Here is a 13,213-nt window from a genome sequence, read left to right on the forward strand (position 1 = left end):
CGCCTAATGAGCTTCGACGCCGATGAAGAAATCCTCCAGGACTTCCTGGTAGAGGCCGGCGAAATACTGGAGCAATTGTCCGAACAGCTCGTTGAGCTGGAGAGCCGCCCGGACGATATGGATCTGCTCAATGCCATTTTCCGGGGTTTCCACACGGTCAAGGGCGGAGCTGGTTTCCTCCAGCTAAACGCCCTCGTGGAATGCTGCCACATCGCCGAAAACGTGTTCGACATCCTCCGCAAGGGTGCGCGTCGAGTCGATGCCGAGCTGATGGATGTGGTGCTCCAGGCGCTGGATACCGTTAACGAGATGTTCAGCCAGGTGCGCGAGCGCTCCGAGCCGACGCCCGCCACGCCTGAACTGCTGGCGGCATTGTCTCGTCTGGCCGAGCCCGCAGGAGCTGAAGCGCCCGAGCCTGAGCCGGTTGCCGAGGCCTTCGAACCCGAACCCGAGCCAGAGGCGGAAGCACCTGTCGTTCAGGCATCGGGTGATATTACCGATAGCGAGTTCGAGCAACTGTTGACGGCACTGGACGAGCCTGCCGGTTCGGCTGCCGAAGCTGCTGCCAATGGCGGAGTCGCCTCGTCGGATGACATCACCGATGACGAGTTCGAGGCTCTTCTGGATCAGCTCCACGGCAAGGGCAAGTTCGTCGGGGATGCTGAACCGACTGCCAGTGCGTCCAAGGCTCCCGAGCCGGTTGCCCCACCCCCTGCTCCGACAGGGGGGGACGACATCACCGATGACGAATTCGAGGCCCTGCTGGACCAGCTTCATGGCAAGGGCAAGTTTGTCGCGCCTGCTGTGGAGGCCGTAGCACCGGCTGTCGCAGTGCCTGAGCCTGAGGCATCGGCACCGGCCGCACCGGGTGGTGACAACATCACCGATGACGAGTTTGAGGCTTTGCTGGATCAGCTTCATGGCAAGGGCAAGTTCGTTGCAGAAGCGCCAGCCGCTTCGCCTGCTCCGGCCAACAAGCCTGCAGCGCCTGCCAAGCCCGCTGCTGCAGCTGCCAAGCCTGCGGCCGCAGCGACTGCGAAAGCACCCGAGCCGGCCAAGCCCGCAGCCAAGCCCGAACCTGCCAAACCCGCCGTTGCAGCTGCCCGTCCTGTTGCGCCGGCGGCTACCGGGGACAAGGCTGCGCCTGCCGCAGCCAGCGAGGCCGAGACCACCGTACGGGTGGACACCGCTCGCCTCGACGAGATCATGAACATGGTGGGCGAGCTGGTACTGGTGCGTAACCGCCTGGTGCGCCTCGGTGCCAACAGTGGTGACGAGACCATGGCCAAGGCCGTGTCGAACCTCGACGTGGTGACCGCTGACCTGCAAACAGCGGTCATGAAGACCCGCATGCAGCCCATCAAGAAGGTCTTCGGGCGTTTCCCGCGTCTTGTTCGTGATCTGGCTCGCAACCTGAAGAAAGAGATCAACCTCGAACTGGTGGGTGAAGAAACCGACCTCGACAAGAACCTCGTCGAGGCGCTCGCCGACCCGTTGGTCCACTTGGTGCGCAACGCCGTGGACCATGGCATCGAAACGCCCGAGGAGCGCGAGGCCGCCGGCAAGGCGCGTACCGGTCGTGTCGTGTTGTCCGCCGAGCAGGAAGGTGACCACATCCTCCTGATGATCACCGACGACGGCAAGGGCATGGACGCGAACATCCTTCGTGCCAAAGCCGTCGAGAAGGGCCTGCTGGACAAGGATGCTGCCGACCGCCTGACCGAACTGGAGTGCTACAACCTGATCTTCGCTCCGGGCTTCTCGACCAAGACCGAGATTTCCGACGTATCCGGCCGTGGTGTCGGCATGGACGTGGTGAAGACCAAGATTTCCCAGCTCAACGGCACGGTTAACGTGTTCTCGCAGAAAGGGCAAGGCTCCAAGATCGTCATCAAGGTGCCACTGACCCTGGCAATCATGCCTACGCTGATGGTGATGCTGGGCAATCAGGCCTTCGCCTTCCCGCTGGTCAACGTCAACGAGATCTTCCACCTCGACCTGTCCCGCACCAATGTCGTGGATGGCCAGGAAGTGGTGATCGTCCGCGACAAGGCCCTGCCGCTGTTCTACCTCAAGCGCTGGCTGGTTCGTGGTGCTTCATACGAGGAGCAGGGCGAAGGACATGTGGTGATCCTCTCCGTGGGGACCCAGCGCATCGGCTTCGTGGTGGACCAACTGGTCGGCCAGGAAGAGGTGGTGATCAAGCCGCTTGGCAAGATGTTGCAGGGGACGCCCGGCATGTCCGGTGCCACCATTACCGGCGATGGGCGAATCGCCCTCATCCTCGACGTACCGAGCATGCTCAAGCGCTACGCGCGCCGCGGTTGATCGTTTAGGCGGCCCGTTGGGGGCCGCCTGTTAGGAGTGTTTATGGCAGTCAAGGTTCTGGTGGTTGATGACTCCGGCTTCTTCCGTCGTCGCGTTTCGGAGATTCTGTCCGCCGACACCAACATTCAGGTAGTAGGGACCGCCACGAACGGTCGGGAGGCCATCGACCAGGCGTTGGCGCTCAAGCCCGACGTCATCACCATGGATTACGAAATGCCCATGATGGACGGCATCACCGCCGTGCGACACATCATGCAGCGCTGCCCGACTCCGGTCCTGATGTTCTCCTCCCTGACTCACGAAGGCGCCCGGGTAACCCTCGATGCGCTGGATGCCGGCGCGGTCGACTTCCTGCCGAAGAACTTCGAGGACATCTCCCGGAATCCGGAGAAGGTCAAGCAACTGCTCTGCGAGAAGGTGCACAGCATCGCGCGGAGCAACCGCCGCTATAGCAGCTACACCCCGCCGCCTGCCGCGCCGACTCCCAGCAGTTCCGGGCCGTCGAGCCTGTCTCGTTCAGCGGCTGCGCCCGCCCCAGCGCCGACTTCCTCTTCCAGCGCGAGCTCCAGCAGCGGGCCTGCGCCCAAGCGCAAGTCCTATCGTCTGGTGGCCATTGGTACTTCGACGGGTGGTCCCGTCGCGCTGCAGCGTGTGTTGACCCAGTTGCCCGCCAATTTTCCGGCGCCGTTGGTGCTGATCCAGCATATGCCGGCGGCGTTCACCAAGGCATTCGCCGAGCGCCTGGACAAGCTCTGCCGAATTTCCGTCAAGGAAGCCGAGGACGGTGACCAGCTTCGCCCTGGTCTTGCTTTGCTGGCACCGGGCGGCAAGCAGATGATGGTGGACCCGCGCGGCACCGTGCGTATTCTCCCCGGCGATGAGCGCCTCAACTACAAGCCCTGCGTGGACATCACCTTCGGCTCTGCTGCCAAGGCCTTCAACGACAAGGTTTTGGCCGTGGTGCTGACCGGCATGGGCGCCGATGGGCGCGAAGGCGCACGCCTGCTCAAGCAGAGCGGTAGCCAGGTGTGGGCGCAGGATGAGGCCAGTTGCGTGATCTACGGTATGCCGATGGCGATCGTGAAGGCCAACTTGGCGGACGCGGTCTACGGTCTCGATGACATTGGCAGGCACATCGCCGAAGCGTGCCTGTGATGGGAGTAGTGCGGTAAATGGATGCGTTGAGCATCGTAGGGATCATCCTTGCACTGGTCGCCATCGTTGGAGGCAATTACCTCGAAGGAGGGCATGCCGGTGCCCTTCTGAATGGCCCGGCTGCCCTGATCGTCATCGGTGGTACTGTGGGTGCCGCTTTGCTCCAGACGCCCATGAATGTGCTCAAGCGGGCTATGGCGATCCTCCGCTGGATCATCTTCCCGCCCAGAATCGACCTTAACGGTGGCATCAGCAGTGTGGTGGGTTGGAGCATGGCTGCACGCAAGGAAGGGCTTCTGGGCCTGGAGCCCATTGCCGACGCTGAGCCAGACCCCTATGCCCGCAAGGGTTTGCAGCTTTTGGTCGACGGCGCTGAGCCGGAGTCCATCCGCAGCATTCTCGAAGTGGATCTCTACACCCAGGAAGCCCGCGATCTGCAGGCTGCCAAGGTGTTCGAGAGCATGGGTGGCTATGCCCCCACCATCGGCATCATCGGTGCGGTGATGGGGCTGATCCACGTCATGGGCAACCTGGCCGATCCCAGTCAGTTAGGGGGCGGCATTGCGGTTGCCTTTGTTGCCACCATCTACGGTGTGAGTTTCGCCAACCTGCTCCTGTTGCCAGTGAGCAGCAAGCTGAAGGCCATCGCCATGCGCCAGTCGCGTTATCGGGAAATGCTGCTGGAGGGTATCCTCTCCATCGGCGAGGGTGAGAACCCCCGCTCCATCGAATTGAAGCTGCAAGGCTTCGTGGATTGATGGAGGTATGGCATGGCTCGCAGGCGTCAGCACGAAGAGCATGAGAACCACGAGCGTTGGCTCGTTTCATACGCTGATTTCATTACGCTGCTGTTCGCGTTCTTCGTGGTCATGTACTCGATCTCCTCGATCAACGAGGGCAAGTACAAGATTCTCTCGGATACCCTGACCGGCGTATTCAATCAGCCGGAACGCTCCATCAAGCCGATCCCGATCGGTGAAGAGCGGCCTCGTACCACCGAGGCAGAGCAGACGTCTGCAGAGCAGGGCGGGCCTGGCGATGCCCAGGCCGACCCCCTGCAAAGCATCACCGAAAGCATGCAGGCAGCGTTTGGCGACCTGATTTCCAACGAACAGATGACGGTTCGCGGCAACGAGCTCTGGGTGGAGATCGAGCTGAATTCCAGCCTGCTGTTCCCCAGTGGCGATGCCATTCCCACCAACGAGGCGTTCACCATCATCGAGAAGGTGGCGAAGATCCTCGCCCCCTACGAAAACCCCGTGCACGTCGAAGGCTTCACCGATAACCTGCCCATCAGCACCGCCGCCTATCCTTCCAACTGGGAGCTTTCCGCCTCCCGTGCATCCAGCATCGTGAGGATGCTCTCCATGGATGGGGTCAATCCGGCGCGCCTCGCCGCGGTGGGGTACGGCGAATTCCAGCCGGTGGCGGACAACTCGACGGCGGAAGGGCGCGCACGCAACCGCCGTGTGGTATTGGTTGTTTCGCGAAACCTCGACGTGCGGCGAGCGGTGAGTGGGGTAGGGGCGGGCAAAGCCAAGGCGGACGACGCATTGCGGCGTGCTGGCACGCAAACTGCACCAGCGCCTGCACCGGGGCCCTCCGCAGCGGGGGCCGTCAATTCCCCGTCGCCCGCGCCAGCGGGTGGACAATGATCCTCGGCAAGGCTGTGGTTTCGCCGGGAGGACGAAGAGCATGAGAGTTTGGGCGGTAGCCAATCAGAAGGGTGGTGTCGGCAAGACCACCACCTCCATCGCACTGGCAGGCTTGCTGGCCGACGCCGGCAAGCGCGTCGTGGTCGTGGACCTCGATCCCCACGGTTCCATGACCAGCTATTTCGGCCACGACCCCGATACCCTGGAGCACAGCTCCTTCGACCTGTTCCTTCACCAGGGGGGCGTGCCGGAAGGGCTTCCCCGGCAACTGCTGCTGCAGACCAGCCACGAGCGCATGTCGCTGCTGCCTTCCAGCACCGCCCTGGCCACCCTGGAGCGCCAGTCGCCCGGGCAGAATGGGCTCGGGCTGGTGATCGCCAAGAGCCTGGCGCAGCTGTGGCAGGACTTCGACCACGCGATCATCGACAGTCCACCGCTGCTGGGCGTGTTGATGGTCAACGCGCTGGCCGCCAGCCAGCAACTGGTCATCCCTGTGCAGACCGAGTTCCTGGCGGTTAAGGGCCTGGAGCGCATGGTCAGCACCCTCAACATGGTCAACCGCTCGCGCAAGCAGGCGCTGCCTTACACCATCGTGCCGACCCTGTTCGACCGTCGCACCCAGGCGTCCCTGAATACTCTGCGTGTGCTGCGCAATACCTACCCAGAGCACCTCTGGCCGGCCTATATCCCCGTGGACACCCGCCTGCGGGATGCCAGTCGTGCCGGTGTGACCCCGTCGCAGTACGACGGCAACAGCCGGGGCGTGATTGCCTATCGTGCGCTGCTCAAGCACCTGCTGAGTCAGCAGCTCGCCGCACAGGTCGCCTGAGATGAGCGTCTATGCTGAGCTACAGGTGCCCTCAAGTCCGGCACGCCCAGTGCCGATAGACTGTCGAGCCCAACGTCGCAGGTCCCACCCATGAGCCGTACCCTCGCCACCACCACCCGACCGCAACTGGCGTTGCAGTCCTACCTGGACTCACTCCTGCAGGAAGCGGCCATCGAACTTGCCGACAGCGTGAGCCTGGAGGAGTTCGAGGCGGCCGTGCTCGAGGAGCAGGTGCGCGATGCACGGCTGAACCAGGCGCGCCCGGTGCTGGTCGCGGCGCAGGAGGCGGCTCCGCGCGTGGTGCGCGCTGCCCCTGTGGCGGTCCAGTTGGAGGAGCACCGGGTGCGACAGCTTGCGCCGGTGATCGCTGAGCCCGTGCTGGTGCCGGCGATCCCGGAGCCAGAGCTGGAGCCCGCACTGGTGGAGCCGGTTGCCCAGTTGCAGGTCGCAAGCCACGAGCCCCGTGAACCCTCGCCACCCAGCTTTGAGGGGCGCCCTCAATGGGCCGAAGAGCCCTTTGAATGCCTGCTGTTCGACGTTGCCGGGCTGACCCTGGCTGTACCCCTGGTTTGCCTGGGCTCCATCTACCCGCTTACCGGCCAGGAGCTGACGCCCCTGTTTGGCCAGCCAGAATGGTTCCTCGGTATCCTGCCGTGCCAGGCAGGCAACCTGAAGGTGCTGGATACGGCACGATGGGTAATGCCGGACCGTTACCGCGATGATTTCCGCGAGGGGCTGCAGTACGTTATTTCCGTCCAGGGCTACGAATGGGGCCTTGCCGTGCACCAGGTGAGCCGTTCCATCCGCCTGGACCCGAACGAGATCAAGTGGCGCAGCCAGCGCAGTCAGCGTCCCTGGTTGGCCGGCACGGTGATCGAGCACATGTGTGCGCTGCTGGACGTCGCCGCGCTGGCCGAATTGATTGCCAGTGGCGCTGTCAAGAACATGTCGCTTAACTGAACAATGAAAAGGCAGGCCCTGCACGCCGGGGCGCCGGATTCGCAACAAGGCGGTCAACCCGCATTCGCCGCCCCGCGCGGTACAAGAAGAGGCTAGGGAACATGAAGAAATCGTCAGGGCAAGGTTCCGAAGATCCCATCCTGCAGTGGGTGACTTTCCGCCTGGACAATGAAACCTACGGCATCAACGTGATGCAGGTGCAGGAAGTCCTGCGCTACACCGAGATCGCGCCGGTGCCGGGGGCTCCCAGCTACGTTCTGGGCATCATCAACCTGCGTGGCAACGTGGTGACGGTGATCGATACCCGCCAGCGCTTCGGCCTGGATTCCGCGCCGGTCACCGACAACACCCGCATCGTCATCATCGAGGCGGACAAGCAGGTAGTGGGCATTCTCGTCGACAGCGTCGCCGAAGTGGTCTACCTGCGTCAGTCCGAGGTCGAGACCGCGCCCAACGTGGGCAACGAAGAGTCGGCCAAGTTCATCCAGGGCGTCTGCAACAAGAACGGCGAGCTGCTGATCCTGGTCGAGCTGGACAAGATGATGAGCGAAGAAGAGTGGTCGGAGCTGGAGAGCATCTGACGTGCTGATCGAGATCGCGCTGCTGGTCCTGGCGGTCGCCTGTGCGGCGCTCGCCTTCGCCTGCGTGCGATTGCGCCGGCAGCAGCTGGAGCTCGCCGAGGAACAGGCCAAGCGCGAGGCGGCTCGAGACCAGCGGCTGAAGGAACTGGCTCGTCGTCTCGACGCCTACCTCAGCGGCAGTATCCGCATGGGGGAGGAGTTGCACGAGCTGCGCCGGGTGGTGGCGCCGTTGCCCGACAAGGTCAGCCAGATCGAGCAGCGCGACCCCAGCAGTATCTCGTTCACCCAGGCCGCGCGTCTGGCAGGCATGGGGGCGAGCGTCGACGACCTCACCCATTCCTGTGGGCTCAGCAAGGCCGAGGCGGAGCTGGTCAGCAAGCTCCAGTTGGCACGCAAGCAGGCCCAGAGCTGACGCGCGCCCGGTTCTAAGCCCCGCCTGCCATCTAACCAATCACTCCAAGTCGGCATTCCGTCCCGGACTAGGCTCTAATCAGGCCCACCGAGCGGAGTTGCCCATGCGCCTGGCTCCCCTGTTGCTCTTGTTCCTGTTGCCGTTGGCTCAGGCTGAAGAGGCGCCCTTGCACGTAGCCGGGGCCACGACCGTCAATGTGCTGCAGGCCAAACGCTTGTTCGACTACGGCGCCTTGTTCATCGATGTCCGGCCGGACCGGGAGTGGAGCTGGGGGCATGTGCACGGCGCTGTGCACCTGGACCTGACCGACCGATTCGCCGGCCTGGCCATGCCCCAGTGGCCGCGGCATGTGCCGCTGGTGATCTACTGCGACAGCGACGTCTGCCCGCGCAGTGCGCTGGCGGCGCAGTTGGCGGTGAGATGGGGGTATCGCCAGGTCTTCTACTTCCGTGACGGCTATTTCGCCTGGCAGTTGCTGGATTTCCCCCAGGGCAAAGGAATGGAGGGTGAGGTGCTGGCGCTCAACCCCTAGGGCCTTCCAGTAATGGCAGGTCGGGCGTCACGTCCCGAGTAGCGTCGGGGGCGAAGCCCGCTGGGCACTTGCCCTTCAGGTACCACGCAAAGGCGATGATCTCGGCCAGCGTGCGATACAGCGCCTCGGGGATGGCCTCGCCCAGTTCCATCCGCGCCAGCAGGCGGACCAGCTCCGCGTTCTCGTAGATCGGCACCTCGTACTCGCGGGCGATGGCGAGGATCGCCTCGGCCAGCTCGTCGTCACCCTTGGCGGTCAGGTTCGGTGCGCTGACCCCGTCATAGGACAGGGCAATCGCCTGGCGGCGTTCGGTCTGTTTCATGCCGTCTCATCCACCCAGCGTTGCTGCAAGGTTGTGCGTGGGCCTTGTGGTGGAGTGCCTTGCTGGCAGGCCAGTTCACCCACTTCCAGGCCCGCGGCTACCAGCCGCTCCCGCAGATTGCCCAGTTCACTGTCGATGAACCGCGCCGTGGCGGCTCGCTCTGCCCATAGCTGGCTGGAGATAGCGCCGCGCAGCAACTGCGCCTGGACCTGCAGCGGGCCCAGAGGGGCGATGTCGAACGCCAGTTCGATACGCCAGAGGTTTTCCTTCTGCTCGTCCTTGCGGCGCTGCTGGGCCTGGCGCTCCTCCTGCTGGATCTTGATCTGCAGCGGGACGATTTCCTGCTGGTTGCGCATCGGCAGCTCCAATTGCCAGGTGGTAAGCAGGTTTCCATCCGGGGTCATCTGCGATTGCGCCAGGCTGGAGAGCTGGTGGGTCTGCAGGCGCGAGACCGCTGCTGCCGCCAGCTTCAGCAGGGTTTCCAGGTCGCCTTCCTCCTCTGCGGCCTGAGCCAGGCGGGAGGGGAGGGGGAAACTCAGTGCCTGCAGGCGCGAGCTGGCCTGACCGAGGGAGCCGAGTGCGCTGCGGATGAAGGCCGGCAGGGCCTGTGCCATGGCGTTGCTGGCGCCTGCGGTGGGTAGCGCCGCAGGTGCGTTGGGTAGATCGGGCAACAACTGGGCGATCAGGCGCAGCAGATTGCCCTTCAGGTCCTGACCGGTTGCGACGCCATGACCGGCCAGCAGGCGCGCCTCCAGCAGTGCACCGCTGTTCTCCATGGCCTTTGCGAGCTGCTTGGCGTCGCTCAGTTGAGCAGGGTCTGGCAGCGAGCCCAGCAGTCGCTCCACGGCATTGCGCAGGTTCGGCGGAAGGTTCGGATCGAGTTCGGCGAGGGCGCCGAACAAACCCTCCAGAGAGCCCTGGCGCGACACCTGGCTGTTCAACTGCTGGCTGAGGACCAACTGGTCCAGGCGATTGCTCAGTGGAATGAAGCGCAGAGACTGGTCGCCCTGGACCTGGGCACTGAGCAGGCTGCCGATCGGCAGCGGTTGCGGGCTGTCGACAGCCATTTGGCGGCCTGCCAGCGGCGTGTTGATCAGGTTGATCAGGGTGCGATAGACGGTCGCCTTCGCCTCGGCGAGCTGCTCACTGGCGACCACCTTGCCCTGGATCAGCGTCCCGACCGGCACCTGCTCCAGGTCCAGGCTGTTCAGCGGCAGGGCGCCGGGCGGCTGCACGGCCACCATCAGACGGCTGTCCGAAAGGGCCGTGACGTTCACCAGTGAACCCTGGCTCAGGGGGCGCGTGCTGGTGGCCTCCAGTGTTGCCTGCTGGCCGCTGCCCAGGCTCAAGCGCAGCATCACCTGGAAACTGTTCTGCGCGGTTTCCTTGACGCTGACCACCTCGGCCTCGGCGCTGTCGCCGGCCGCCAGCAGGCCGTTTGCAGGCTGCAGCAGCTTCAGCGCGGCATCCGCCACGGTCTGCGCCGCACGATTGGTGGTGGGCGCAGAAGCGACGGGGCGCGAAGTGCTGATCTCGGTCATCAAAGGGTTACAACCTGTTGAAAAAGCCCCCTTCGGGGCTGGGGATGACATGTATAATGCCGCCCCGTCCGGGCTGGCGGTGGAGCGCGTTTCCAGTATAGCGGCCGGCGACCCCATCACTTGAGTTCCCCGCAGGGTATCCGCTGACGTGACCAGTCCCTACCTCCAGACCCTCCATCTCGCCTGCGAGCGTGATTGGCGGATGCTCTTCGAAGGGCTGGACCTGGCGCTCGAACCCGGGGAAATGCTGCAGATCAGCGGACCCAACGGCAGCGGCAAGACCAGCCTGCTGCGCCTGCTCTGCGGCCTGATGCAACCCACCTCCGGTGAGATCCTGCTGAAGGGCGTCGCCCTTGGTCAGCAACGTGCCGAACTGGCCCGCGAGCTGCTGTGGATCGGCCATGCCGCCGGCATCAAGGGCCTGCTCACCCCGGAAGAGAACCTGACCTGGCTCTGCGCCCTGCACCAGAGCGCCGAGCGCGAGGCGATCTGGGAGGCGCTGGCCGCCGTCGGGTTGCGTGGGTTCGAGGACGTTCCCAGTCACACCCTCTCTGCCGGTCAGCAGCGCCGCGTCGCCCTGGCACGGCTCTACCTCGATCCGCCGCCGCTGTGGATTCTTGACGAACCCTATACCGCCCTCGACAAGCAGGGCGTCGCCCAACTCGAGGCACACCTGGCCGGGCACTGCGAGCGTGGCGGCCTGGTGGTGTTCACCACCCACCACAGCCCTACCCAACTGCCGGCGGGCTACCGTGAACTGGATCTGGGACGACGTGCGGCATGAGATCGGTCTTCACCCTGGTCATGGCCCGCGAAGCGCGCCTGCTGTTCCGTCGCCCTGCCGAGCTGGCCAACCCCCTGGTGTTCTTCGCCATCGTGATTGCCCTGTTCCCCCTGGCGGTCGGTCCCGAGAGCCAATTGTTGCAAACCCTTTCACCGGGGCTGGTCTGGGTAGCGGCCCTGCTGGCCGTCCTGCTCTCGCTGGACGGGCTTTTCCGCAGTGATTTCGAGGACGGCTCGCTGGAACAGTGGGTCGTTTCGCCGCACCCCCTGCCGCTTCTGGTCCTGGCCAAGGTGCTGGCACACTGGCTCTTCTCCGGATTGGCGCTGGTCCTGCTGGCGCCGCTGCTGGCGCTGATGCTGGGCCTGCCCGCCCGCTGCCTGCCGGTGCTGCTCGGCTCCCTGCTGCTGGGCACGCCGGTGTTGAGCCTGCTGGGGGCGGTGGGCGCCGCGCTGACCGTTGGTCTCAAGCGTGGTGGCCTGCTTCTCGCGCTGCTGATATTGCCGCTTTACATCCCCGTGCTGATTCTCGGCAGCGGGGCCCTGCAAGCGGCCCTGCAAGGATTGCCGGCTGTCGGCCACCTGTTGTGGCTGGGCTGCCTCACCGCCCTGGCGGTGACCCTGACTCCCTTTGCCATAGCCGCTGGCCTGACCATCAGCGTCGGCGAATAACGAACAAGAGTTGCCTTGATGAGAGAACTGCCGATGTCCGCACAGGCCGCCGTGCCCAGCAGGTGGGCCCGATGAACTGGACCTGGTTCCACAAGCTGGGTTCGCCGAAATGGTTCTACGAGATCAGCGGTCGCTGGCTCCCCTGGTTCGCCATCGGCGCCGGCTTGCTGCTTACCGTCGGCACCATCTGGGGCCTGGCCTTCGCGCCGCCGGACTACCAGCAGGGCAATAGCTTCCGGATCATCTACATCCATGTACCGGCCGCCTTCCTGGCCCAGTCCTGCTACGTCATGCTCGCCGTGTGCGGCGTGGTCGGGCTGGTCTGGAAGATGAAGCTGGCCGACGTTGCCCTGCAGGCCGCCGCGCCGGTGGGCGCCTGGATGACCTTCATCGCCCTGCTCACCGGCGCCATCTGGGGCAAACCCACCTGGGGCGCCTGGTGGGTGTGGGATGCCCGACTGACGTCGATGCTCATCCTCCTGTTCCTGTACTTCGGTGTGATTGCGCTGGGCCAGGCCATCAGCAATCGTGACAGCGCCGCCAAGGCCTGCGCGGTGCTGGCCATCGTCGGGGTGATCAACATCCCGATCATCAAGTACTCCGTGGAGTGGTGGAACACCCTGCACCAGCCGGCCACCTTCACCGTCACCGAGAAGCCGGCCATGCCCGCCGAGATGTGGGTGCCGCTGCTGCTGATGGTGCTGGGCTTCTACTGCTTCTTCGGCGCCGTGGTGCTGATGCGCATGCGCCTCGAAGTCCTGCGTCGCGAGGCTCGCGCCTCCTGGGTGCGCAACGAGGTGAAGGCCCTGGTGGAGAAGGCATCGTGAGTTTTGCATCGTTCGGCGAGTTCCTCGCCATGGGCCACCACGGCCTGTACGTCTGGAGCGCCTACGGCATCAGCCTGCTGGTCCTGGCGCTCAATGTCGCGCTGCCGGTCGCAGCCCGGCGTCGCTACCTGAAAGAAGAGGCGCGCCGTCTGCGCCGGGAGGAAGGCAAGTGAATCCGATCCGCAAGAAGCGCCTGTTCATCATCCTGGCCATCCTCGCCGGGGTGGGGATCGCCGTGGCGCTGGCGTTGTCGGCGTTGCAGCAGAACATCAACCTGTTCTACACCCCCACCCAGATCGCCAACGGCGAAGCCCCCCAGGACACCCGCATCCGCGCCGGCGGCATGGTGGCCGAAGGCTCCGTCAAGCGCACCGGCGACTCCCTCGACGTGGAGTTCGTGGTCACCGACTTCGCCAAGAGCGTCACCATCCGCTATCACGGCATCCTCCCCGACCTGTTCCGCGAAGGGCAGGGCATCGTCGCCCTGGGCAAGCTGGACGGGCAGGGCGTGCTGGTGGCTGACGAGGTGCTGGCCAAGCACGACGAGAAGTACATGCCGCCGGAGGTCACCAAAGCCCTCAAGGAAAGCGGCAACCTGCCTGAGAAGAAAGAGGGCTGA

At 64.6% G+C, this 13,213-nt stretch carries 16 protein-coding genes; 14 read left to right on the forward strand and 2 right to left on the reverse strand.

Annotated elements, in window-relative coordinates; all coding sequences use genetic code 11:
- Positions 1–6: 6 nt before the first annotated feature.
- From A9G05_RS07550 to A9G05_RS07590, 9 genes are all read left to right on the forward strand, one after another.
- Positions 7–2,328, forward strand: a complete 2,322-nt coding sequence (locus A9G05_RS07550; protein ID WP_069560383.1) for a chemotaxis protein CheA — start codon at positions 7–9, stop codon at positions 2,326–2,328.
- A gap of 42 nt (positions 2,329–2,370) precedes the next feature.
- The gene (locus A9G05_RS07555) at positions 2,371–3,483 is read left to right on the forward strand and encodes a chemotaxis response regulator protein-glutamate methylesterase (protein ID WP_069560384.1); all 1,113 of its coding nucleotides are present in this window, start codon (positions 2,371–2,373) and stop codon (positions 3,481–3,483) included.
- Positions 3,484–3,500: 17 nt separating this feature from the next.
- The gene (locus A9G05_RS07560; RefSeq protein WP_069560385.1) at positions 3,501–4,241 is read left to right on the forward strand and encodes a flagellar motor protein; all 741 of its coding nucleotides are present in this window, start codon (positions 3,501–3,503) and stop codon (positions 4,239–4,241) included.
- A 12-nt stretch (positions 4,242–4,253) separates the two neighbouring features.
- Complete coding sequence (gene motD, locus A9G05_RS07565; protein ID WP_069560386.1) at positions 4,254–5,138, forward strand: flagellar motor protein MotD; 885 nt, start codon at positions 4,254–4,256, stop codon at positions 5,136–5,138.
- Positions 5,139–5,178: 40 nt separating this feature from the next.
- Entirely contained in the window at positions 5,179–5,967 is a 789-nt protein-coding gene (locus tag A9G05_RS07570; RefSeq protein ID WP_069560387.1) for a ParA family protein, read from the forward strand.
- 90 nt (positions 5,968–6,057) lie between these two features.
- Positions 6,058–6,927 (forward strand): CheW domain-containing protein, encoded by an 870-nt coding sequence (locus A9G05_RS07575; RefSeq protein ID WP_069560388.1) that lies wholly within the window; start codon positions 6,058–6,060, stop codon positions 6,925–6,927.
- Positions 6,928–7,028: 101 nt separating this feature from the next.
- Positions 7,029–7,508, forward strand: coding sequence for a chemotaxis protein CheW (locus A9G05_RS07580; protein WP_044408061.1), 480 nt, complete (start codon positions 7,029–7,031; stop codon positions 7,506–7,508).
- Positions 7,509–7,512: 4 nt separating this feature from the next.
- Positions 7,513–7,920, forward strand: coding sequence for a DUF2802 domain-containing protein (locus A9G05_RS07585; protein ID WP_083265561.1), 408 nt, complete (start codon positions 7,513–7,515; stop codon positions 7,918–7,920).
- A 103-nt stretch (positions 7,921–8,023) separates the two neighbouring features.
- Positions 8,024–8,452: a rhodanese-like domain-containing protein gene (locus A9G05_RS07590; protein WP_069560390.1), complete on the forward strand. Its 429-nt coding sequence runs from the start codon at positions 8,024–8,026 to the stop codon at positions 8,450–8,452.
- Here the strand turns inward: A9G05_RS07590 and A9G05_RS07595 are convergent.
- Both A9G05_RS07595 and A9G05_RS07600 read right to left on the reverse strand, forming a co-directional pair.
- The gene (locus tag A9G05_RS07595; protein ID WP_069560391.1) at positions 8,442–8,774 is read right to left on the reverse strand and encodes an EscU/YscU/HrcU family type III secretion system export apparatus switch protein; all 333 of its coding nucleotides are present in this window, start codon (positions 8,772–8,774) and stop codon (positions 8,442–8,444) included. The genes A9G05_RS07590 and A9G05_RS07595 overlap by 11 nt on opposite strands.
- Positions 8,771–10,315 (reverse strand): flagellar hook-length control protein FliK, encoded by a 1,545-nt coding sequence (locus A9G05_RS07600; RefSeq protein ID WP_069560392.1) that lies wholly within the window; start codon positions 10,313–10,315, stop codon positions 8,771–8,773. Before A9G05_RS07600 ends, A9G05_RS07595 begins: the two co-directional genes overlap by 4 nt.
- Positions 10,316–10,463: 148 nt before the next feature.
- On the opposite strand from A9G05_RS07600, the gene ccmA reads away from it, so the two are divergent.
- From ccmA to ccmE, 5 genes are all read left to right on the forward strand, one after another.
- Positions 10,464–11,099, forward strand: a complete 636-nt coding sequence (ccmA, locus tag A9G05_RS07605) for a cytochrome c biogenesis heme-transporting ATPase CcmA (protein WP_069560393.1) — start codon at positions 10,464–10,466, stop codon at positions 11,097–11,099.
- Positions 11,096–11,767, forward strand: a complete 672-nt coding sequence (gene ccmB / locus A9G05_RS07610) for a heme exporter protein CcmB (RefSeq protein WP_044408044.1) — start codon at positions 11,096–11,098, stop codon at positions 11,765–11,767. Before ccmA ends, ccmB begins: the two co-directional genes overlap by 4 nt.
- 71 nt (positions 11,768–11,838) lie before the next feature.
- Positions 11,839–12,594, forward strand: coding sequence for a heme ABC transporter permease (locus tag A9G05_RS07615; RefSeq protein ID WP_069560394.1), 756 nt, complete (start codon positions 11,839–11,841; stop codon positions 12,592–12,594).
- Positions 12,591–12,767: a heme exporter protein CcmD gene (ccmD, locus tag A9G05_RS07620; protein ID WP_044408038.1), complete on the forward strand. Its 177-nt coding sequence runs from the start codon at positions 12,591–12,593 to the stop codon at positions 12,765–12,767. The genes A9G05_RS07615 and ccmD overlap by 4 nt, the downstream gene beginning before the upstream one ends.
- Entirely contained in the window at positions 12,764–13,213 is a 450-nt protein-coding gene (ccmE, locus tag A9G05_RS07625; RefSeq protein ID WP_044408035.1) for a cytochrome c maturation protein CcmE, read from the forward strand. The genes ccmD and ccmE overlap by 4 nt, the downstream gene beginning before the upstream one ends.

This window comes from Pseudomonas sp. ENNP23 (genome assembly GCF_001728945.1).
Lineage (GTDB): Bacteria > Pseudomonadota > Gammaproteobacteria > Pseudomonadales > Pseudomonadaceae > Metapseudomonas > Metapseudomonas otitidis.

What these genes read in the sequence shown, in the direction of transcription:
- A9G05_RS07555 (WP_069560384.1), top strand. Translation starts at nt 2,371, where the DNA reads ATGGCAGTCAAGGTTCTGGTGGTTGATGACTCCGGCTTCTTCCGTCGT.
- A9G05_RS07575 (WP_069560388.1), top strand. Translation starts at nt 6,058, where the DNA reads ATGAGCCGTACCCTCGCCACCACCACCCGACCGCAACTGGCGTTGCAG.
- A9G05_RS07595 (WP_069560391.1), bottom strand. Translation starts at nt 8,774, where the DNA reads ATGAAACAGACCGAACGCCGCCAGGCGATTGCCCTGTCCTATGACGGG.
- A9G05_RS07580 (WP_044408061.1), top strand. Translation starts at nt 7,029, where the DNA reads ATGAAGAAATCGTCAGGGCAAGGTTCCGAAGATCCCATCCTGCAGTGG.
- ccmB (WP_044408044.1), top strand. Translation starts at nt 11,096, where the DNA reads ATGAGATCGGTCTTCACCCTGGTCATGGCCCGCGAAGCGCGCCTGCTG.
- A9G05_RS07570 (WP_069560387.1), top strand. Translation starts at nt 5,179, where the DNA reads ATGAGAGTTTGGGCGGTAGCCAATCAGAAGGGTGGTGTCGGCAAGACC.
- A9G05_RS07590 (WP_069560390.1), top strand. Translation starts at nt 8,024, where the DNA reads ATGCGCCTGGCTCCCCTGTTGCTCTTGTTCCTGTTGCCGTTGGCTCAG.
- A9G05_RS07550 (WP_069560383.1), top strand. Translation starts at nt 7, where the DNA reads ATGAGCTTCGACGCCGATGAAGAAATCCTCCAGGACTTCCTGGTAGAG.
- motD (WP_069560386.1), top strand. Translation starts at nt 4,254, where the DNA reads ATGGCTCGCAGGCGTCAGCACGAAGAGCATGAGAACCACGAGCGTTGG.
- A9G05_RS07615 (WP_069560394.1), top strand. Translation starts at nt 11,839, where the DNA reads ATGAACTGGACCTGGTTCCACAAGCTGGGTTCGCCGAAATGGTTCTAC.
- A9G05_RS07560 (WP_069560385.1), top strand. Translation starts at nt 3,501, where the DNA reads ATGGATGCGTTGAGCATCGTAGGGATCATCCTTGCACTGGTCGCCATC.
- A9G05_RS07600 (WP_069560392.1), bottom strand. Translation starts at nt 10,315, where the DNA reads ATGACCGAGATCAGCACTTCGCGCCCCGTCGCTTCTGCGCCCACCACC.